Consider the following 20,350-nt stretch of genomic DNA (forward strand, 5'->3'; position numbering starts at 1 on the left):
GACGGAATGCAGCGAGTGCCTGACGGTTCCGCGCAATCCATATCTCGGGAGCGATCTGATGGTGGCTAATCCTACGCTTCTCTTTCCGGACAACACCGAGCGCACGGCGCGCAGCGGGCCCGCCGTCAGCGAAAAGCTGCTCGCGGTGGAGAACGTCAGCCTGGAATACCGGACGCGCGAGCGCATTGTCCGCGCGACGCACGACGTCAGCTTCGACGTCTTCGGCGGCGACCGCTTCGTGCTGCTCGGACCGTCCGGTTGCGGCAAGTCGACGCTGCTCAAGGCGGTGGGCGGTTTCATCGAGCCGGCGTCGGGCACCATTTCGCTCGACGGTCAGATTGTGCGCGGCCCAGGCGCCGACCGCATTGTCGTGTTCCAGGAGTTCGACCAGTTGCCGCCGTGGAAGACAGTGCTGCAAAACGTAGCCTTTCCGCTGCGCGTTGCGAAGAAGCTTTCTCGCGCGGAGGCCAATGAGCGTGCTCTGCATTATCTGGAGAAAGTCGGCCTCGCTGCGTTTGCGAACGCTTATCCGCATACGTTGTCGGGCGGAATGAAGCAGCGCGTGGCCATCGCGCGGGCACTCGCCATGCAGCCGCGCGTGCTGCTGATGGACGAACCATTCGCCGCACTCGACGCATTGACGCGTCGCAGGATGCAGGAGGAACTGCTGCGCCTGTGGGAAGAAGTGAATTTCACGCTGCTCTTCGTCACGCATTCAATCGAAGAGGCGCTCGTGGTGGGCAACCGCATTCTGTTGCTGTCGCCGCATCCAGGCCGCGTGCGTGCGGAATTGAACAGTCATCAGTATTCGCAGGACAGCTTTGGGCGCAGCGATTTCCAGCGCAGCGTCGCACGTATCCATCATCTGTTGTTCGACGAGACGGAGGCCGTGCAATGAGTTCGCCCGCTACATTACTGCCGCCGGTTCGCGAAGAATACGAGCGCCCTCTGGAACCGCTCGGCGAACTCGTCATTGAGGCGCCGTTGCCGCTGACGAGGCGCATTTTCGCGCAGAGCTGGCTGCGCAAAACACTGATTGCGCTAGTGCTGATCGCTGCATGGGAAATTGCGGCGCGCGTGGTCAACAACGATCTGCTGCTGCCCACGTTCGGCGCGACGTTCAACGCCTCCGTGCAGGGCGTGTGGTCCGGCGAATTGTTGCAAAAGACGGCCGTGTCGATGTCGGTACTGCTGCGCGGTTATCTGCTGGGCGCGGCGCTAGCGTTCGTGCTGACATCGCTTGCGGTGTCCACACGTGTGGGGCGCGATTTACTGTCGATGCTGACGGCGATGTTCAATCCCTTGCCTTCCATCGCGCTGTTGCCGATTGCGTTGTTATGGTTCGGTCTCGGCACGGGCAGCCTGTTGTTCGTGCTCGTGCACTCGGTGCTGTGGCCGCTGGCGCTCAACACGTATTCCGGCTTTCAATCGGTGCCCGCCACGCTGCGCATGACCGGACGCAACTATGGGCTGACGGGAATGCGCCACGTATTGCTGATTCTGGTGCCGGCCGCATTGCCTTCGATTCTCGCGGGCTTGCGTGTGGGCTGGGCATTTGCCTGGCGCACGCTGATCGCGGCAGAACTCGTGTTCGGCGCGAGTTCGGGCAACGGCGGACTCGGCTGGTACATCTTTCAGAACCGCAACGAGTTGTACACGGACCGCGTTTTCGCGGGGCTCGCCGCGGTGATCGTGATCGGACTGCTGGTCGAGCATTTGGTGTTCGATACGCTGGAGCGGGTTACGGTGAGGCGCTGGGGGGTGCAGCAGTAGTTATGGGCGCTGCGGCCGCTGGGCGAACGGCACGCACGCCGCCATGCGCTTCGCTGCACAACCGATCCGCGCACCAACGCAGCGGCGCAGTAAAGTACTGACGCAACGCACCATCACCCGCGCGAACGTGCCGCACCCACCGACAACGGCCGGTCTTTCTCTTCGTCCTTCACTTCGTTGCGTCCTGCGAGTTCGGCCGTCGTTTCCGCGCCGAACAGAAACACCGCTGCGGAGAAGTAAAGCCACATCATCAACACCGCGAGCGAGCCCGCTGCACCGAAAGAACTGGCTGTGCCCGCATGCGTGAGGTAAAGGCCGAAGAGGTGTCGGCCTACCGAGAACAGAACTGCTGCTGTCATCCCGCCAATCGCGGCGTGCATGAAACCCACGTGCGCGTCCGACATCCATCTGAGAAGCGCGGTGAATGCGGCGCCCAGCACGATAAGTCCGATTACCGTTTGCAGGATCGCGGTGACGACGACCAATGGCGAATCGCCGAAAATCGCATGGCCTGCATACGTGATCGCGGTGTCGAGCACGAGGGATACGACGAGCAGAAAGCCGAGGCCAAGCACCATGCCGACCGACACCAGCCGGGTCCGCACGAGCCAGGTGATGCTGCCCTTGCTTTTGGCGTCTTTCGCAGCTTCGAGGACGACATCGAGCGCGGTGTTCAATGAAGTGAAAGTCGCGGATGCGCCGACGATCAGCAGCACGAGGGACACCACTGCGGCGATGCCCCCGCCGCTCGCCCGATGCGCGTGCTCGACGATGGTCTGCATCGCCTCGGCCGCGTCTTTGCCGAGAATGCCACGCATCTGATCGAACAGACGTCCGCGTGCCGCATCTTCACCGAAGAACCAGCCGGCGACCGCGAGCACCATGAGGAGCGTGGGCGCCAGCGAGAAAGCCGAATAGAAGCCGACGCTGGCGGCCATCATCGGGCAGCGGTCCGACATGAAACGCTTGCCTGCGTTGACGCCGACAGTAAATGCGTTACGCAACCATCCGTGGTTTTTCGACACCGCTGCGCGGGATGAGATCTTGTTCATATACGCCTCGCCATTGAACTTGATGACGCTCCGCGGCTCCGGTTAACCGGCGGCTAAGCCCGCCCGGCGGACCGCAGCGCTGGATTGCACTGCGCATCCCTTGTGCCTGCCCGCTACGCGAGCCGAGGCTGTCAGCGTCGGTATCGACCCCGGCAACCGTGGCTTGCCCCTCTACGCTGTCCGATGCCGACTAGCGCCTCATCGAAGCGCGCGCGGCCGCCGTAGTTTTTCTTTTCCGCCGCAGCAGATCTTCTCGTTTGTCCAATGGCCGCTCAAAGCCGATAGTTCAGTCACCGAGGGCGCACTGCAAAACCCGCTCAGCAAGCGGCACCCGGCCAGGCAGCACGCCAGGCAGCGCGCTCTCATATCTGAATCTAAATACTTTGGAGCACAACATGAATACGTCGGAAAAAGTCGCAGTGGTGACGGGCGCATCGCAAGGCATCGGTGCCGAATTGGTTAAGGCTTTCCGTCAACGCGGTTATCGCGTGGTCGCTACGGCGCGCGGCATTACCCCGTTCGACGACCCGAACATCGCCACGGTCGCCGGCGACATCGCCGACCCGGCCACCGCGCGGCGCGTGATCGCAGAAGGTGTCGCCCGTTTCGGCCGGATCGATACGCTCGTCAACAACGCGGGCGTCTTCCTCGCGAAGCCTTTCACCAGCTATACCGCAGAAGACTACGCATTGGTGAAAGGCGTGAACCTCGACGGCTTTTTCAACATTACCCAACTCGCCATTGCCGAAATGGAAAAGCACCAAAGCGGGCACATCGTTACCATTACGACGAGCCTCACGGATCACGCTGTCAGCGGCGTACCGTCGGTGCTTGCATCGTTGACGAAAGGCGGCCTGAACTCAGCGACGAAGTCGATCGCCATTGAATATGCAAAAGCGGGGATTCGTGCCAATGCGGTGTCGCCGGGCATCATCAAATCGCCGATGCATGCGGTCGAAACGCACGCGGCGCTTGGTGCGCTGCACCCGGTCGGCCACATGGGCGAAATGGACGACATCGTTCAGGCCGTGCTGTATCTCGACGCGGCGCCGTTCGTGACGGGCGAAATCCTGCACGTGGACGGCGGCCAGAGCGCCGGTCACTAAACCCATCGAAAACCACCGGGCGCCGATTGGCGGCGCCCGCTTTACCATGGAGGACGACATGCCTATCGTCACGATTCAGGTTACGCGCGAGGGAACGAAGCCTGGCGCATCGTCGGTCACCGCCGACGAGAAAGCGCGCTTGATCAGCGGTGTCAGCCACGTGTTGCTCGACGTGCTGAACAAGCCGCTCGAAGCGACGTTCGTCGTGATCGAAGAAGTGGACATGGAAAACTGGGGTTGGGGCGGCTTGCCGGTTCAGGAATACCGCAAGCAGAAAGCGCTGAAAAGCGGCGAGAGCGGCAAGACCGATTGAGCCGCGCGGCTACCGCGCGCTTGCTTCTGCAAGAAGCCACTCCTTGAATGCGACCACCGCGGGCTCGTTGCCGTTGTCCTTTCGGTGGACCACGTAGTAGGCGAGTTCGCAAGTCTGCGCTTCCGGAAATGGCCGGACGAGACGGCCCTCCGCGATGTCGCGTTCCACCAGACAGGTTCTGCCGAGTGCCACGCCGTTGCCTGAGATTGCGGTGTGGATAGCTGCGGCCGAGTCGTTGATTTGCAGCCCGCGGTCGCAATCGACAACGCCCGCGTTACCCGTCTTCTGCACCCAGGAACGCCAGGTGGGGAAGGTGGGAGCCATGCGCATCGATATGTCGTGTATCAACGGGTGGTAATTCAGATCGGCGGGTGTCTTAAGCGGATGTTCACCCGCGAGTAGCGCGGGGCTGCACACCGGGAAGAACTCGTCGCGCATCAGGAACGTCGCGGTAAGCTCCGGCCACTGGCCGGTGCCGTAGCGAATGCCGGCATCCACTCTGTCGGCGGTGAAGTCGACGAGTTTGAGCGACAGGTCGATACGCAGATCGTAGCGCGGATAGTTGCGCTGAAATCGTTCCACGCGATGCAGGAACCACTTGTCGGCGAGAGCTGGCGGCACGGTGACCGTCACCGTGATGCGCTCCTTGCTGGCCTTCAAACGCTCTACAGCCGTCGCGAGCAATTCAAAACCCGCCTGCAGTTCGGGCATGGCCGCGCGGGCCGCGTCGGTCAGCATGAGCCGCGACGCGCCCGACGTCGAGCGATGAAACAGCTCGATCTCCAACGTTTCCTCCAGCCCGCGAATCATCTGGCCGATCGCGGCGGGCGTCACGTGCAGTTCTTCCGCAGCGGCGACATAACTCAGATGCCGGCCGACCGCCTCGAAAGCGCGCAGTGCATTCAGATGATTGGGTGCTCGCATGGGCCGTCGCCAAGCCTGGTTGGTTAAGATTGACGCATGCTGGCAGGCGGACCTGGCGTCGTCAATACCGGAATGCGGCGGCGCCGCATGACGTCAACCCGGTTGCGCCAGCAACTCGCGAATCTTTGCCTCCGTCTGTGCATAATCGCCTTCGCCGAAGTGGCTGTAGACGACGTGACCTGTCTTGTCGAACAGATACAGCGCGGGCCAGTACTGGTTATTGAAGGCGTTCCACGTCGCGTACTGGTTGTCGAGCGCCACCGGATATTGAATGTCGAACTTCTTGAGTGCCGCGCTCACGTGCCCGGCGTCGCGTTCGAACGGGTATTCCGGAGTGTGAACGCCGATCACTTCCAGTCCCTGATTGCCGTATTGCTTGTACCAGCTCTTCACGTACGGCAGCGTGTTGACGCAGTTGATACATGAATACGTCCAGAAGTCGACCAGCACGACCTTGCCGCGCAGTTGCGGCAGTGTGAGCGGCGGGCTGTTGAGCCACTTGTCGATGCCGGTTATCTGGGGCGCGGCCGGCGGATTGCGTTCAGCGGCGGTAAGCGCGCTGCCGCGCGTCGCAAGCAGACTGGCAAGCAGCGCAAGCGCGATAAATGAGCCGGCAGTGGCGATCGTTTTGAGTCGGGCGTGCATGATCGAATGTCCTTTTAGAAGACGCGGGTTGCGCACAAGGGTTGATCGGTAGACATGACGTCATTGGGCGCCGCCGACGTATCTGGCATGTGTCGCTGCCCAAGCTCGTGCGCAATGTTTTGTGTCAGCACTGCCGCCCGATACGCTGAGATACAAAGTCACGCCCGTCCCGCGAGGCCCAACGACTTTTGTGTCGCACTGTATCCAGGCAGCCGCCGATACATGAGCTTGCACTTCGCCGCATGCACCGACACAAGCCCGATACGTGCCGGTAGTTCAATGCATGTAAGCGTTCCGCCCTGGTCTGCTGACCTGGCCGACGAACTCATTGAACGAAAGGACATCGTTATGCTGCTCATACTTCTCGCCTTTGCCGGCGGCATGCTCACCATTCTCAGTCCGTGCATTCTCCCGGTCGTGCCCCTCGTGTTTGCGCGCGTCGATCAGTCATTCGTCCGGCACGGGTTGCCGCTGCTGGCCGGCATGGCGCTGACGTTCGCGGCCGTCGCGAGTCTCGCCGTGGCCGGCGGCACCTGGGTCGCACACGTCAACGAATACGGCCGGTGGATCGCGCTCGCGTTCTTTGGCGTATTCGGCGCTGCGCTGCTGTTCCCGACGCTGGCCGAGCGGCTCACGCATCCGCTCGTCAGTGCCGGCAATCGTCTCGACGGCGCATTGCGCCGCGACGGCGGCGAACCGCGCGTGGTGTCGTCGGTGCTGCTTGGCGTCGCAACCGGGCTGCTGTGGGCTCCGTGCGCAGGCCCGATTCTCGGTCTCGTGATGACCGGCGTAATTCTGCATCGGCCAGGCGGAGCGAGTGTCTTGCCGTTGCTCGCGTTCGCAGCGGGCGCGGCGACTTCGCTTGCCATCGTCCTCGCAATCGGCGGGCGGCTGCTCACCACGCTCAAGCGCTCGTACGGAGTGAGCGAGCGCGTGCGCCAGGTGCTCGGCGTGGCGGTGCTCGTTTCCGCTGGGGCAATTGCACTCGGCGTGGATACGCGCGCGTTGGCCTATGTGCCTTCGCTGAATACCACCGGCATCGAAGGAAAACTGGTTCAGCGCTGGTCCCCCAGGGCGAGTGCGCAGCGCCCGGACCACGGCGCGTTGCTGAAGGTCAGCGCGAGCGCTGAGGGCAGCGAAGTATCTAATCCGATGCGTGTTGCCGCGCCGCTTGCGCTGCCCGTGGAAGGCGCAATGCCGTCGCTGTCGGGCGCGGTCGACTGGCTGAATTCGCCACCGCTGAACACGGCCGATCTGCGCGGCAAAGTGGTGATCGTCAATTTCTGGACGTATTCGTGCATCAACTGTCTGCGTACGTTGCCGTATCTGAAGACGTGGTCGAGCCGTTATCGCGATCAGGGGCTCGTGGTCATCGGTGTGCACGCACCGGAATTCGCGTTCGAACACAACATTGCGAACGTGAAGCGAGCCGCGGCGGATCTGGGTGTCGATTATCCGATCGCGATCGATAACAAGCTCGCCGTGTGGCAGGCGTTCGACAATCAGTATTGGCCGGCCTTTTATATCGTCGATGCGCACGGCGACATCCGCTATCACCATTTCGGAGAGGGCGGGTACGAGCAGTCGGAAGAAGTCATCCGTCAATTGCTGGCGGACGCGGGCCATACGAAGCTGCCGGCGCCGGCGGGTGCGGCGAAGGCGACGGGAATCGAAGCTGCCGCCGACCCGCGGGATTTGCGCTCGGGCGAGACTTACGTCGGTTATCGGCAGGCGGAAGGTTTTGCGTCGCCGGAAACGCTCGCGCCAGACGTGCTTCGCACTTACACGTCGCCCGCACGACTGCCTTCCGGAAGCTGGAGCCTCGACGGCGAGTGGAATGTCGGCGGCGAGCGCGCGCAATTGGCCAAAAGCGGTGGAAAGATCGCCTACCGGTTCCACGCGCGCGACCTGCATCTTGTGCTGGGGCCGATGGCGGACGGCAAGCCGGTGAGGTTCAAAGTCACCATCGACGGCAAACCGCCGGGCGCTTCGCATGGCGCGGACACGGACGCGAACGGCGTCGGCGTTGTCAATGAAGAGCGGCTTTATCAGCTCGTGCGGCAAAGTGGGCCGGTTCAGGACCGAACGTTCGAGATCCAGTTTCTCGATTCAGGGGTGAGCGCGTACGCATTTACATTCGGCTAGCACAACCGGAGTTCGCTTGCGGAGCCGGCCGGGACAGGCAAGTGCGGCACGCTGTCCCTGCCTGTCCGCCCGCGCGACGCAGGAGAGCGACGCGACGACCTTCCTGCAAGCCCGCCGTGGAATGCGACTTGCTGCGCTGCGATAGTTTTTTATTGCAAATCGTGACACATGTCCCAGACAACGAGTAGCTGCCAGAGATGGAGCGCCCGCCAGGTGCGGGTATTGCACGAGGTGCCGCGCGTCCTCGTGGTCGACGACAACGCGGGCGCCGCGGAAGCGCTTGCTACCTATCTGTCGTACGAGGGGGTAGAAGCGCGTGCGGCGATTGGTTGTAATGAGGCGCTGCGTTGCGTGAAAGACTGGGTGCCCGACGTGGTGGTGCTAGACATCATGATGCCGGAGCGCGACGGCTATGAAACGGCAAGCGCGCTGCGCACCTATCTGCCTACGCCTAGTCTTGGCATTGTTGCATTTACCTCGCTCGACGAAGACCATGTGCGGGAAACCGGGCGTGGCCGTCACAATTTCGACGGCTACTGCCAGAAGGGCACCGCGCCGACCGCTTTGCTTGCGCTGATGCGCAATCTCTGGCGCGAGACAAACTGATTCTCTTTCGTGAAGGCGGCCGCGGCGGTTTCTGAGGACGCGCGACCGGGAAAAATGAGAGCGCTGCCCATGCAGTTCGTGCGGCCCGGTTGACGCCCGAGCCGCACGGCCTTCGTCAGCCCTTGACGTGGCTGCTCGAGAGCCAGCCGCCGCTCACGCCGATCTGCGCGATCTGCTTCGCCACCGCATCGGCCAGCCGCGTTGCGTCGGCGGACACGCCAGCGCGCTTCGTTTCGGAGACCGCGTGCAAACCGCCGCCCACGGCCGCCGACGTCACGATACCTCCCGCCGCCGCGCCCACGCCGGCCGTCTCGGCCATGCCAGGCGTCTTGCCGCTGTCGGCGCTTGCGTCGAAGGTTTGCACGAGCCGCGGCGCGCCGCCTGCGGGCTTATAGAAGATCTGCACCGAACTGCTCACCTGGCTCTTGCCGGCCCCGAGACCGATCAGTGTCCGACGGCGGCGGTTTCCCGCGTCGATCTTATCGAAGCTGCCTTGCACCATCAGCACGTTCTGATCGGCGGGCGCAGGTATGTCGGAGCGGATCGCGCGCAGGCCCATCGACTGCAACTGGTGCACGATTTCGTTCGCGACCTGCTCGCGAACTTCGGTTGCGTCGTTGGATTGCTCTTGCGCTGCCGATGAACCGCCAATATGCGTCTTCAATTTCTGCAGCATGCCGCCGTCGAGCTTCACCTGGTCGGCTTGCGTATCGAACGTGTAGACGTAGATGTTGTCCGGACGCACGGTCGGCTGCGCGGTCGCTGCGCTCGTATTGGTGACGCTGCCGCCCGCGCAGCCCGTCAGCAACGCGCTGACGCTGACAAGTGCGATGCAGGCAACACGGGCAGTGTTCTTTTTGATGAGCTTGATTGAATTGAGCATGGTTGTCTCGTTGTCGGCACGCGGTGCCGTAGTGTTCGAACCTATCTTCCGATGACCGGCAACCGGGGGATCGTGATCATCGGCGACAGGTATCGCACGTAAAGCACTCTTGATCGCTTGCGTTCTGTTTCGTACGCACCGGCAGCGAAACGAAGTATGGGGGAGGCGCTTGTCCAACTCCATCGAACAATTATTTCGCGCAATGTCACGCGCCAGGCGGGCGTTTTTGCGTGGGAGCAATGCACCGTGGACAGCTGAGATGCGTCGCGCGGACATGGCCGGCGCAACGTGCAGAAGGGTTCAGTTCAACGCAAGCGTCACGATGCAGCAGAGCACGAACACAAGCAAAGCGGCGGCAACGGCCACATCGACTGGATAACGCATGCTTCACTCGCACGGGCGTTTAGACAGCCTTTATCGTAATCACCTGACGGAAGACGAAAAAGCGGCCAGTGAGCGGCAATGTGCGAGAACTAACGCTGCGCGACGAACGTCGGCGAGGGCCTGTTCGCGGCAGCGCTTCCAGTGGGAATCACGTTGCTGCGAGTGTTACTGCGGCTTCGTCTGCGGCGCGTTTTCGAATGGCATGCGCGGCGGCTTGCTGGCCGCGGCGAGGTCTTCCGACAGGCTCGTGCGCAACGTCGCGATCGCCTGGTCGGGATTGGCGGGCTTCAACTGTTCGCGGGCGAGCGAGTCGTACACGTAGTGACGCAGCATCGGATCCTGCGTCCTGTTGAGCACGTCGTGATACACGGCGACGATGTCGCCCGGGCGTCCGCTCAGCGCGTACAGTCGGCGCAACTGTTCGAGGTCGTTGATCACGGCGAAACCGGGGCCGATGGGAGGCATTGGACCCATCGGGCCCATCGGACCCATAGCGTCATGCGGTTCTCGCGCGCCCTCAGTATGTGGCGTTCCGCCATGATGAAAGGTAGGCGGCGCCGGCAGGCTGTCTTCCGCATAGGCGGCCATTGCGGCCACGGTCAGCACGGCGGCCACCGCCGCGCCAAAAATCTGTTTTTTCATGAGGTCGCTCCTATCGACAGAGCGCCGGCGCGACAGTGCGCCGACTCATCCTAACGATAGACGAGACGCCGTTGTGCCGGGTTACACACTGGCTTCTCCACGCTTACGAAGTCTTGCGCCCATGCCTTTCGCCAGGCGAGCGATTCGCGTCGCGCGGCGTGCGGGAATGGCGCATGCGCTGGCGCAATAGCGTGGGATGGCGCATGATTGACGCAATGTGCCGTCCGACCCCACAACCGCGCATCGCTGTGGCGGGGCGCGGCGCACCGGATACCGCGGGCGCCTGCATCGCGTGAATCTTGCGGCGAGGCGCCCGTGGCGATTGTTCAACCGTAAAGGAGGATTTCGCATGGACCGACCTGATACCGCCAATCCGTTTGGCGATTTCACCAAAATGCTGGAGCAGTTCAAGCTGCCCGGGTTCGACGTGCCCGCTATCATGGAAGCACGGCGCAAGGACGTCGAAGCACTGGTTCAGGCGAATCAGACAGCGTTCCAGGGCATGCAGTCGCTCGCGCAGAAACAGGCCGAGATGCTGCGCACGACGCTCACCGAGTTGCAGTCGCTAACGGGGCAGCTGGCGGCGAGCGGTTCAACACCTTCGGCGAAGACCGCTGAGTTGATCCAGCAAAGCTTGCACAAGTCGCTCGCGGATATGCAGCAGCTCGCACAGGCGGCGTATCAGACGCAAGCCGAGTCGTATGCGGTGATCGCCAAGCGCGTGGAAGAAAACGTGCAGGAATTGCGCTCGCTTCTGCAACAGCAACAGCAACAGCCGAAGAAGTAACGCGTAAGAGTGCTGAATCGCTTCTCTGCGACTGACGTTGCAGAGCGCCAATGCCGCGAATGGCCGTCGGATTCCGTCGAGCCGTTCGCGGCTTTTTCTTGTATTGAGGCCGCCCCGAATGCGGCGCAATGTGCATCAGCGCACGCTTCTACGTTGCCTGCTTCGACGCCGCGTCCTTCGCCGGACTTTTCGAGCTTTGCGAAGTCGACGATTTATTGCCCGCGTCCGCAATCACGCGATGCACGAAGCGCAGTTTGTCCACTACCGGTACGGCCAAAGTGAATGGATAACCGTCCGGCATGCCGAGGCTGCGGTTCAGGCTGTTCAATGCGTAGGTGAGCGGATACCAGCGCTTCATCAGATTATCGAAGCTTGCGTCTTCAACCGGCGTGCGGTCGGTCAGCGTCGGTTCGCTGGGATCGTCAGGTAACAGCGCGACGCCGTACGAGGTCGATGTGTCCAGCACGTCGACGATCAACATGTAGTGCGCCCACGTTTCCGCCCAGTCTTCCCACGGATGCATCGTCGCATACGCGCTGATGTACGACGCCTGCCAGTCGGCCGGCGCGCCGTCGCGATAGTACGCGTCGAGCGCTTCGCCATAATCGGCGCGCTCGTCGCCAAAAAGCTTGCGGAACGGTTCGAGCCAACGCGGGTTGTTCTCCACCAGTTGACTGAAGTAGTAGTGGCCGATTTCGTGGCGGAAGTGGCCGAGCAGCGTGCGGTACGGCTCGCCCATTGCGGTGCGCACTTTTTCGCGGTGGGCGTCGTCGGCCTCGGCGATATTCAGCGTGATGAGTCCGTTGTCATGCCCGGTCATCACACGTGAACCGTCGCCGCCGTCCTCCAGAAATTCGAACGCGAGACCGTGCTCGGGATCTTCCTGGCGCGATTCGATATCGAGGCCAAATTCGGCCAGCGTGTACAGCAGCCTGCGTTTCGCCACTTCCAGCCGATACCAGTAAAGCCGGTTATCGGGCTCGCCGAGATTGGGAATGGTGTGTGTCAGCTGGCATGACTGGCATAACGTGTCCTCCGAATCGGCGGGGATCATCCAGTTACAGACGTTTTCAACGGAGTAGTTATGGCATTGCCGGTAAAGCGCGCCGTCCGCTTCCGGGTGCAGGCTGCGCCAGCGCCCTTCGCCCGCGTCTTCGAAAGCGCTGATCTCACGCAGTTCCGGCACATAGCCGAGTAGCGCCTCGCAGCGCTCGCACAGGACGTTCTCGAAGAACACGAGGTGCGAGCAGCGATTGCAGTGGAACGTTTTCATGGACGAAGCCTGAGCGGTGGGTGACGGTAAGGAGCGTGGACGTCGCGCAATGTTCATGCCGCATTTGCCAGACGTCACCGCTTTAACGCACAGTATGGGCATGATCGTGCATCGGCGCCGCCTCTATTTGGTGCACGGCGCTGCCAACAGCAGTACCGTGGCCGCATGCGGCTTTCAGACGAACGGCATAAAGCTTGCTTTTGGCGGGCTGCCAACCACAGACCAGGAGTCCGGTGTGTCCATACGCGTCGCGTTGAACCACGTCACACATTACCGTTACGACAGGCTGGTTGCGCTGTCGCCCCAGGTCGTGCGTCTGAAGCCCGCGCCGCATTGCCGGACTCCGATCCTTTCTTATTCGATGCGGGTCGAGCCGGCGCAACACTTCATCAACTGGCAGCAGGACGCGTTCGCCAACTATCAGGCACGGCTCGTTTTCCCGGAAAAGACGCGTGAGTTCAAGGTGACTGTCGATCTGGTCGCCGAAATGGCCGTCTACAATCCGTTCGATTTCTTCCTGGAGCCGTCGGCCGAAAAATTTCCGTTCGACTATTCGCCTGACCTCGCTCTCGAACTCGCGCCGTATCGCGTGAAGCGCCCCATGACACCGCGCTTCGCTGAGTTCGTCGAAAGTATCGACCGCGCGCCGACCGCGACCGCGGACTTCCTGGTCGCGTTGAATCAGCGGCTGCAACGCGAAATCCGCTACCTGATCCGGATGGAGCCCGGCGTCCAGACGCCCGAGGAAACGCTCGTGAGCGCCGCCGGATCGTGCCGCGATTCGGGCTGGCTGCTAGTCGAGACGTTGCGCCAGTTGGGCCTTGCGGCGCGCTTCGTGTCGGGCTATCTGCTGCAGCTTGCGCCCGATATCAAATCGATCGACGGCCCGAGCGGCACTGAAGTCGACTTCACCGACCTGCACGCATGGTGCGAGGTCTATCTGCCAGGCGCCGGCTGGATCGGGCTCGACCCGACTTCGGGTCTGCTTGCGGGCGAAGGCCACATTCCGGTCGCCTGCACACCGGAACCCAGCAGCGCCGCGCCGATTTCGGGCGCGGTGGACGAATCCGAGGTCGAGTTCAGCCACACCATGTCGATCAGCCGCGTGCTCGAAACGCCGCGCGTGACAAAGCCCTATAGCGACGAAGTCTGGAGCGACGTCCTCGCCATGGGCGCGCACGTCGACCGTCGACTCGTGGACATGGACGTGCGCCTCACGATGGGCGGCGAGCCGACGTTCGTGTCGGTGCGCGACCGCGACGCCGCCGAATGGAACACGGATGCGCTCGGCCCGACCAAACGCGGCTACGCCGTCGCGCTGATGGACAAGCTGCGCTCACGCTACGGCGCGAACGGCTTCCTGCATATCGGCCAGGGCAAGTGGTATCCGGGCGAGCAGTTGCCGCGCTGGGCCATGTCGTTGTACTGGCGTGCCGACGGCGAGCCGTGCTGGCAGAACCCCGAGCTGTTCGCCGACGAACGCGAGCCCGGCACCTACACGGCCGCCGACGCGCAACGCTTTCTCACGCACCTCGCCACGAAGCTGTCGCTCGACGAAGACTGCATCCTGCCCGGCTTCGAAGACGTCTGGTACTACCTGTGGCGCGAGCGGCGTCTGCCCGTCAATGTCGATCCACTCGATGCGCGACTCGACGACGAACTCGAGCGCGTGCGTTTGCGCCGCGTGTTCGACGCGGGACTCGGCGGCGCGACCGGCTATGTGCTGCCGCTTGCGCGCGAGCGCGATGTGCCGCTTGAGGCGCCCAAGTGGGTCAGCGGCCGCTGGTTCTTTCGCGACGAACGCATGTATCTGATTCCGGGCGATTCGCCGATGGGTTATCGCCTGCCGCTCGATTCGCTGCCATGGGTGTCGAAGACCGACTATCCGTATCAGCACGCACACGATCCGTTCGCGCCGGCGGTGCCGTTGCGTTCGGCCGCGCAGTTGCGCATGCAGTACGACGGCGAGCGGCACGAAATGACGGGTGCTGACGCGCGGCGCGCTGCGGCGTTGTCGTCGTCGGCGGGCGATCTGTTGAGCGGCATGCCCGGCAGTGCCGTCCTCGCGTATGCGCCGCAGCGTGGCGATACCGGTGCGTCTGTTGCCCCTGCGCGCGGTGAGTCGTCGAAGGAAACGCTTCGCACCGCGATTTGCGTCGAGGCGCGCGATCCGAAGCGCGCGGCCGGTCCCAAAGCGGAAGCCGATGGGCTCGGCAGCGGCCGCTCGCTCCTGCACGTGTTCATGCCGCCGCTCACCGAACTCGACGACTATCTCGATCTGCTGGCCGCCGTCGAAGCGACGGCTTCCGAATTGCGCATGCAGGTCGTGCTCGAAGGCTATCCGCCGCCGCGCGATGCTCGCCTGAAGATGTTGCAGGTCACGCCCGACCCCGGCGTGATCGAGGTGAACATTCATCCGGCAGCGGACTGGGATCAACTGGTCGATCACACCGAGTATCTCTATCAGTCGGCGGCGCAGAGCTATCTGAGCAGCGAGAAGTTCATGACCGACGGGCGCCACACCGGCACCGGCGGCGGCAATCACCTCGTGCTCGGCGGCGCGACGCCCGCCGACAGTCCGTTCCTGCGGCGTCCTGATCTGCTCGCGAGTCTGATCGCGTACTGGCATAACCATCCGTCGCTTTCGTACCTGTTTTCAGGGCTTTTTATTGGCCCGACGAGCCAGGCGCCGCGCATCGACGAAGCGCGCAACGATCAGGTCTATGAACTCGAAGTGGCGTTGCGCGAATTGCAGCGGCAGATCGATCTGCTCGGCGGGCGCGACAGTGCGAATCTGCCCGCGTGGATGATCGACCGCTCGTTACGCAACATTCTGATCGACGTAACGGGCAATACGCATCGCGCGGAATTTTGCATCGACAAGCTGTACTCGCCCGATGGACCCACGGGGCGCCTCGGCCTGCTCGAATTGCGCGGTTTCGAAATGCCGCCGCACGCGCGCATGAGCCTCGTGCAGCAGTTGCTGCTGCGCGCGCTCGTCGCCCGTTTCTGGCACACGCCGTACACGCAGCGGCTCACGCGCTGGGGCACGGAACTGCATGACCGGTTCCTGCTCGGCACCTTCGTGAAGATGGATTTCGACGACGTGCTGGACGAACTGAACCGCGCGGGTTTCGCGTTCGACAGCAGCTGGTTCGCACCGCATTTCGAGTTCCGCTTTCCGCTGGTCGGCGAGACCACGGTGAGCGGCGTGTCGCTGACCATTCGCAATGCGCTCGAACCATGGCATGTGATGGGCGAGGAGGGCTCGCCGGGCGGCACGGTGCGTTATGTGGATTCGTCGGTGGAGCGTCTCGAGGTGCGCGCGCTGGGGCTTAACGAGAACCGCCATGTGCTGACGGTCAACGGCGTGCCCGTGCCGTTGCAGCCGACCGGCCGCGTCAGCGAATATGTGGCGGGCGTGCGGTTTCGCGCGTGGTCGCAGCCTTCGGCGTTGCATCCGACCATCGGCGTGGACGCGCCGCTCACGTTCGATCTGGTCGATACATGGAATGGCCGCTCGGTGGGCGGATGCCAGTATCATGTCGCACATCCGGGCGGGCGCAACTACGAGACGTTCCCCGTGAACGCCTACGAAGCCGAAAGCCGGCGGCGCGCACGGTTCTTCGCGTCGGGCCATACGCCGGGGCCGCTTGCAGTCGATGCGCCGCAACGCAGCCTCGAATTTCCGTTCACGCTCGATCTGCGCTACTGGTAAGACAGCTCACCTTCAATAACGACACGACCTTGGCTTTTCAATCGACTTTTCCCTTCGAAACGTCCGCGACCCGTGCGGACCCTTCGTCCCTGTTGCGGCTTTTACCCGCTCACGAGGGACACTGGGACGAGTTGCGCGACGCGTCCGGCGCGCTGCGCGCCCCGTGGCGGCAGTTCTTCGAACGGCTCGGCGAAGACGGCATCGCGCGGCTCGAAGGTCACCGCGCTTCGGTCGCGCAGCAGATCCGCGACAACGACATCAGCTACAACGTCTACGCGGATAACGGCGAGCCGCGCGCGTGGGCGCTCGATTTGCTGCCGTTCCTGATCAGCGAAGCCGAGTGGGCGCATATCGAGCGAGGCGTCATACAGCGCGCGCATCTGCTCAATGCGATCGTCGCCGACATCTATGGGTCGCAAACCTTGCTCCAGCGTGGACAGTTGCCTCCCGCGCTGGTGTTCGGTCATCCCGGCTATCTGCGCCCCGTGAAGGGCTATGCGCCGCCTGGCGGGCAGTTCCTGCAAGTGGTCGCAGTGGACCTTGCGCGAGAGCCCAACGGCGAGTGGACGGTGATGGCGCATCGCACGGAGGCGCCCTCCGGCCTCGGCTATGCGCTGGAAAACCGGCTGATCGTTTCGGCGCTGTTTGCCGATCCGTTCCGTTCGATGCATGTGAGCCGCCTCGCGCCCACGTATTCGCAGCTGATGTCGACGCTGGTTCAGGCGGCGCAGGCGACCATGCGTCACGATTCGCCCCGCGCCGATGCTTCGCCTCATATTGCGTTGCTCACGCCGGGGCCCTTCAGCGAGACTTATTTCGAGCACGTGTTTCTCGCGCGGTATCTGGGCGTCACACTCGTGGAAGGCAAGGACCTCACGGTGCGCGGCGACATGCTTTATCTGAAGACGCTCGCCGGTCTGGAACGCGTGCATGTCGTGCTGCGCCGTCTGGACGATGCGTTTTGCGATCCCGTGGAATTGCGAGCCGACTCGACCATCGGCGTGCCGGGCCTGCTGCAGGTCATGCGTGCCGGCAACGTGATCGTTTCGAACGTGCCGGGCTCCGGCTTTGTCGAGTCGCCCGCCTTGCACGGATTTTTGCCCGGCATAGCCGAAACGCTGTTCGACGAAGACCTCGTTTTACCGAGTGTGGCGACTTGGTGGTGCGGCGAACAGGCGGCGCGCGAGCACGCGTTCGCGCACCTCGAAGAAGCCTTTATCGTGCCCACATGGCCGGTCGCACCCCGCGATGCGCCGCCGGGCGTCGAGCAGGGCAGACAGCGGCTGTCGACGTGGCGCGAGCGTATCGAGGCGACGCCCGGCAACTTTACGATCCAGCAGGCGCAGCGTCTTTCCTGCACGCCGCGTTACGAGGACGGCACCATTGGCGGGCGTCCTTCCGTGTTGCGCGCGTATGCGATCGCCGATGCGAACGGCGGCTGGCACGTCATGCCCGGCGGGTTCACGCGCATGGGCGCCGAGCGGCAGGCCACGGTATCCATGCAGTACGGCGGCAGCAGCGTCGACACGTGGGTGCTGTCCAGCCAGCCCACGTCGACCTTTACGCTGCTGCCTTCGCCGATGCAGCCTGCGGACCTCGCGCGCAAGCATCGCACCGTGTCGAGCCGCGCTGCGGAGAACCTCTTCTGGGCCGGACGTTACGGCGAACGCGCAGAAAACAACGTGCGTTTGCTGCGCTTCATTCTGGGCTCGCTCGAAGGCAGCGATGCCGACACGATGCTCCCGACGCTCGTCGAACTTGCGCTGCACTGCGGACTTCTGCAGGCAGGCGACATCTCCGTGCCGCATACGCCGCAAGCATTCGAGCGCGCGCTGGTCGCCAATCTGAGCGAGAGCACGGGCGCCGCGAGCATCGGTCAGAACCTGAACTGTCAGGCTCGCTCGAATGGCGAAGTGCGCGGGCGGTTGTCGAACGATCATTGGCGCATCATTCTCGCCGCGCGCAACGACTTCCGCGACGCATTGCAGACGCTGATGCCGGCTGCCGGTATCATCGACGCTTCTCCACCGGCAGCGCTGAACGGCCGTGCTACGAATGGCAGCAGCCGTTACGACCGCGTCACGCTGATGAACGCGCTCGAACGGCTGTCGGTGCAATTGTCGGCGATCAGCGGCGCGCAGGGCGACCGTATGACACGCGACGAGGCGTGGCGGCTCCTGTTCGTCGGGCGGCATATCGAACGCGTGTCGGCCATGAGCACGTTTGTGCGCGTAGCCGCCGACAAAGGCCAACTGGCAACGCCGGCCGGTTTCGATCTGCTGCTGCAGTTGTTCGACAGCACGCTCACCTACCGCTCGCTTTATCCGGGACGCTTCGAAGTGCCGGCTCTGCTCGATCTGCTAGTAATCGAGCCGACCAATCCGCGCGGAATTTATGGTGTGTACGAGCGGTTGCGCAAGAAGCTCGACGAAATCGCGGTGGCTGCGGGCAGCACGCGGCATCGTCCGTTTGCGGAATTGATGCCGCCTGCCGCGTCGTTGCCTACGCTTGCGTCGCTGTGCGAGGTTGACCGGGAAGGCGGATATTGCAGTTTGACTGCGGTATGCGATCAGATCGGCGGGTTCGTCGGCGCGGCGGCGCATGAAATCAGCGCGCGCTATTTCAGCCACGCCAGCACGGTCGCTTCGCAGGTGTGGTCATGAAAAACGCGCCCGTCGTGCTGTCGGTTTCGCACCGAACCACGTACCACTACTCAACCTATGTCGAGACCGCGCAGCATCTTGCGACTATCCGGCCTATTGTCTGCGCCTGGCAGCGCGTCGTATCGCACGACGAACGCATCGAACCGCGGCCTTCGTATCTGAATAGTCGTATCGATGCGTTCGGCAACGACGTTCTCTATTTCGCGCTCGACACGCCGCATGAGCGGCTGCAACTCGTCAGCGAAACGACCGTGGCGCTCACGCCGCGCTGGGCGGATCTCGATCCTCAGGCCACACCGGCGTGGGAAGAAGTGGCCGACGCGCTCGAATTTCGCGTGGGCGGAGAGTTTCGGGCCGAGGCGGAGTTCTGTTTCGCGTCGCCCAATATCGTGCCGCGGCCGTCGCTGCGCGATTATGCGTTGCCGAGCTTTGCGCCCGGCACGCCGGTTGCCGCTGGTGCGATCGATCTGATGCACCGCATTCACAAGGACTTCGCGTACAAGCCTTCGGCGACCATGTTCGATACGCCCGCCGAGCGTGCGTTCGAATTGAAGAGCGGCGTGTGCCAGGACTTCGCGCAGGTGATGATCGGCTGCTTGCGCTCGCTTGGTTTGCCCGCGCGCTACGTGAGCGGCTATCTGCGAAATGATCCGCCAGCGGGGCAGCCGCGGCTGATCGGCGCCGATGCGTCGCATGCCTGGGTGTCGGTGCATTGTCCCGGCAGCGGCTGGATCGACCTTGACCCAACCAACGACGTGCTCGCCGATACCGACCACGTCACGCTCGCTATTGGCCGCGATTACAGCGACGTGTCGTTATTGCGCGGCATGATCCTCGGTGGGGGCGCGCATCGCGTCGAAGTGGGCGTGACGGTTCTTGCGCTTTAACACCAAGCCTCTGCTGCGTAAAAGTACTTGACGAAGTGCATATGCACACCTAGACTGCGAAGCATGAACCGTCCTCTCTCTTACGACGAATGCAATTGCTTTGCGCTGCGCCAGGCGGCGCGGCACATCACGCAGCTGTACGAGCGCCATCTCAGCACGGTGGGGGTCACGGCAGCGCAATTCACCATTCTCGCGAAACTCGCGCGCACGCCGAACTTGCCGATCCTGGATCTGGCAGACGCAATGGTGATGGAGCGCACCACGCTCGTGCGCGCCATGAAACCGCTGCAACGAGACGGGCTGGTGGTTGCTGAATCGGCTGAACACGATGGCAGAACGTATCTGTTCAGCCTGACGGAGAAAGGCGAGAAGACTTTCGATCAGGCGGCTATCGCATGGCGTGCCGCGCAAACTGAGTTCGAAGAGAAGTTCGGACGCGATCGCGCCAAAGCATTACGCGCCGAGTTGTTCACAATTACCGGCTAAGGCCGGCGCATGGCTCGCAAATAGTTGTCGTTTGCGAGCTTTTTTATAGCTACGTGTGTGCGT

The 20,350-nt window shown here is 63.0% G+C and carries 17 protein-coding genes; 11 read left to right on the plus strand and 6 right to left on the minus strand.

Annotated features, from left to right (window positions below):
* The first annotated feature begins 58 nt into the window (after positions 1–58).
* Together H281_RS0115865 and H281_RS0115870 are read left to right on the plus strand one after the other, a co-directional pair.
* Positions 59–898, plus strand: a complete 840-nt coding sequence (locus tag H281_RS0115865; RefSeq protein ID WP_020068115.1) for an ABC transporter ATP-binding protein — start codon at positions 59–61, stop codon at positions 896–898.
* Positions 895–1,773 (plus strand): ABC transporter permease, encoded by an 879-nt coding sequence (locus H281_RS0115870; protein WP_020068116.1) that lies wholly within the window; start codon positions 895–897, stop codon positions 1,771–1,773. Before H281_RS0115865 ends, H281_RS0115870 begins: the two co-directional genes overlap by 4 nt.
* A gap of 113 nt (positions 1,774–1,886) precedes the next feature.
* Here H281_RS0115870 and H281_RS0115875 read toward each other — a convergent pair whose 3' ends face one another.
* Positions 1,887–2,825 carry a YihY/virulence factor BrkB family protein gene (locus H281_RS0115875; RefSeq protein ID WP_020068117.1) on the minus strand — a complete coding sequence of 313 codons (939 nt, stop codon included), beginning with the start codon at positions 2,823–2,825 and terminating at the stop codon, positions 1,887–1,889.
* 395 nt (positions 2,826–3,220) lie between these two features.
* On the opposite strand from H281_RS0115875, the gene H281_RS0115880 reads away from it, so the two are divergent.
* Positions 3,221–3,931 (plus strand): SDR family NAD(P)-dependent oxidoreductase, encoded by a 711-nt coding sequence (locus H281_RS0115880; protein WP_020068118.1) that lies wholly within the window; start codon positions 3,221–3,223, stop codon positions 3,929–3,931.
* Positions 3,932–3,989: 58 nt separating this feature from the next.
* Positions 3,990–4,244 carry a tautomerase family protein gene (locus tag H281_RS0115885; protein WP_027777491.1) on the plus strand — a complete coding sequence of 85 codons (255 nt, stop codon included), beginning with the start codon at positions 3,990–3,992 and terminating at the stop codon, positions 4,242–4,244.
* A 9-nt stretch (positions 4,245–4,253) separates the two neighbouring features.
* Here the strand turns inward: H281_RS0115885 and H281_RS0115890 are convergent, their stop codons facing one another.
* Both H281_RS0115890 and H281_RS0115895 read right to left on the minus strand, forming a co-directional pair.
* Positions 4,254–5,168, minus strand: coding sequence for a LysR substrate-binding domain-containing protein (locus H281_RS0115890; protein ID WP_020068120.1), 915 nt, complete (start codon positions 5,166–5,168; stop codon positions 4,254–4,256).
* 93 nt (positions 5,169–5,261) lie between these two features.
* On the minus strand, positions 5,262–5,813 hold the full coding sequence (locus tag H281_RS0115895; RefSeq protein WP_020068121.1) for a thioredoxin family protein: 552 nt from the start codon (positions 5,811–5,813) through the stop codon (positions 5,262–5,264).
* A gap of 348 nt (positions 5,814–6,161) precedes the next feature.
* On the opposite strand from H281_RS0115895, the gene H281_RS0115900 reads away from it, so the two are divergent.
* On the plus strand, positions 6,162–7,958 hold the full coding sequence (locus H281_RS0115900; RefSeq protein ID WP_020068122.1) for a cytochrome c biogenesis protein DipZ: 1,797 nt from the start codon (positions 6,162–6,164) through the stop codon (positions 7,956–7,958).
* A 168-nt stretch (positions 7,959–8,126) separates the two neighbouring features.
* Positions 8,127–8,564 (plus strand): response regulator, encoded by a 438-nt coding sequence (locus H281_RS0115905; RefSeq protein ID WP_174447052.1) that lies wholly within the window; start codon positions 8,127–8,129, stop codon positions 8,562–8,564.
* A gap of 115 nt (positions 8,565–8,679) precedes the next feature.
* Here the strand turns inward: H281_RS0115905 and H281_RS0115910 are convergent, their stop codons facing one another.
* Both H281_RS0115910 and H281_RS0115920 read right to left on the minus strand, forming a co-directional pair.
* Positions 8,680–9,447: a DUF4410 domain-containing protein gene (locus H281_RS0115910; protein ID WP_020068124.1), complete on the minus strand. Its 768-nt coding sequence runs from the start codon at positions 9,445–9,447 to the stop codon at positions 8,680–8,682.
* Positions 9,448–9,996: 549 nt separating this feature from the next.
* Positions 9,997–10,473, minus strand: coding sequence for a hypothetical protein (locus H281_RS0115920; protein WP_020068125.1), 477 nt, complete (start codon positions 10,471–10,473; stop codon positions 9,997–9,999).
* A 349-nt stretch (positions 10,474–10,822) separates the two neighbouring features.
* Between H281_RS0115920 and H281_RS0115930 the strand changes: the two genes are divergently transcribed.
* Positions 10,823–11,260: a phasin family protein gene (locus H281_RS0115930; protein WP_020068127.1), complete on the plus strand. Its 438-nt coding sequence runs from the start codon at positions 10,823–10,825 to the stop codon at positions 11,258–11,260.
* Between the two features lie 148 nt (positions 11,261–11,408).
* On the opposite strand, the gene H281_RS0115935 is transcribed toward H281_RS0115930, so the two are convergent.
* Positions 11,409–12,533, minus strand: coding sequence for a zinc-binding metallopeptidase family protein (locus tag H281_RS0115935; protein ID WP_020068128.1), 1,125 nt, complete (start codon positions 12,531–12,533; stop codon positions 11,409–11,411).
* 235 nt (positions 12,534–12,768) lie between these two features.
* Between H281_RS0115935 and H281_RS0115940 the strand changes: the two genes are divergently transcribed.
* The 4 genes from H281_RS0115940 to H281_RS0115955 all read left to right on the plus strand — a co-directional run bounded on the left by H281_RS0115940 (position 12,769) and on the right by H281_RS0115955 (position 20,287).
* Complete coding sequence (locus tag H281_RS0115940; RefSeq protein ID WP_027804645.1) at positions 12,769–16,251, plus strand: transglutaminase family protein; 3,483 nt, start codon at positions 12,769–12,771, stop codon at positions 16,249–16,251.
* Between the two features lie 29 nt (positions 16,252–16,280).
* A complete protein-coding gene (locus H281_RS0115945; protein ID WP_027804646.1) occupies positions 16,281–18,914 on the plus strand; it encodes a circularly permuted type 2 ATP-grasp protein in 2,634 nt (877 codons plus the stop codon).
* Positions 18,911–19,801 (plus strand): transglutaminase family protein, encoded by an 891-nt coding sequence (locus tag H281_RS0115950; RefSeq protein WP_020068131.1) that lies wholly within the window; start codon positions 18,911–18,913, stop codon positions 19,799–19,801. The genes H281_RS0115945 and H281_RS0115950 overlap by 4 nt, the downstream gene beginning before the upstream one ends.
* A 63-nt stretch (positions 19,802–19,864) precedes the next feature.
* The gene (locus H281_RS0115955) at positions 19,865–20,287 is read left to right on the plus strand and encodes a MarR family winged helix-turn-helix transcriptional regulator (protein ID WP_020068132.1); all 423 of its coding nucleotides are present in this window, start codon (positions 19,865–19,867) and stop codon (positions 20,285–20,287) included.
* Positions 20,288–20,350: the final 63 nt, after the last annotated feature.

The sequence above is a fragment of the Paraburkholderia caledonica genome, assembly GCF_000383275.1.
GTDB classification, from domain to species: domain Bacteria; phylum Pseudomonadota; class Gammaproteobacteria; order Burkholderiales; family Burkholderiaceae; genus Paraburkholderia; species Paraburkholderia caledonica.

Coding starts and splice junctions, on each gene's coding strand:
- H281_RS0115865 (WP_020068115.1), top strand. CDS start 59: ATGGTGGCTAATCCTACGCTTCTCTTTCCGGACAACACCGAGCGCACG.
- H281_RS0115870 (WP_020068116.1), top strand. CDS start 895: ATGAGTTCGCCCGCTACATTACTGCCGCCGGTTCGCGAAGAATACGAG.
- H281_RS0115875 (WP_020068117.1), bottom strand. CDS start 2,825: ATGAACAAGATCTCATCCCGCGCAGCGGTGTCGAAAAACCACGGATGG.
- H281_RS0115880 (WP_020068118.1), top strand. CDS start 3,221: ATGAATACGTCGGAAAAAGTCGCAGTGGTGACGGGCGCATCGCAAGGC.
- H281_RS0115885 (WP_027777491.1), top strand. CDS start 3,990: ATGCCTATCGTCACGATTCAGGTTACGCGCGAGGGAACGAAGCCTGGC.
- H281_RS0115890 (WP_020068120.1), bottom strand. CDS start 5,168: ATGCGAGCACCCAATCATCTGAATGCACTGCGCGCTTTCGAGGCGGTC.
- H281_RS0115895 (WP_020068121.1), bottom strand. CDS start 5,813: ATGCACGCCCGACTCAAAACGATCGCCACTGCCGGCTCATTTATCGCG.
- H281_RS0115900 (WP_020068122.1), top strand. CDS start 6,162: ATGCTGCTCATACTTCTCGCCTTTGCCGGCGGCATGCTCACCATTCTC.
- H281_RS0115905 (WP_174447052.1), top strand. CDS start 8,127: ATGTCCCAGACAACGAGTAGCTGCCAGAGATGGAGCGCCCGCCAGGTG.
- H281_RS0115910 (WP_020068124.1), bottom strand. CDS start 9,447: ATGCTCAATTCAATCAAGCTCATCAAAAAGAACACTGCCCGTGTTGCC.
- H281_RS0115920 (WP_020068125.1), bottom strand. CDS start 10,473: ATGAAAAAACAGATTTTTGGCGCGGCGGTGGCCGCCGTGCTGACCGTG.
- H281_RS0115930 (WP_020068127.1), top strand. CDS start 10,823: ATGGACCGACCTGATACCGCCAATCCGTTTGGCGATTTCACCAAAATG.
- H281_RS0115935 (WP_020068128.1), bottom strand. CDS start 12,533: ATGAAAACGTTCCACTGCAATCGCTGCTCGCACCTCGTGTTCTTCGAG.
- H281_RS0115950 (WP_020068131.1), top strand. CDS start 18,911: ATGAAAAACGCGCCCGTCGTGCTGTCGGTTTCGCACCGAACCACGTAC.
- H281_RS0115955 (WP_020068132.1), top strand. CDS start 19,865: ATGAACCGTCCTCTCTCTTACGACGAATGCAATTGCTTTGCGCTGCGC.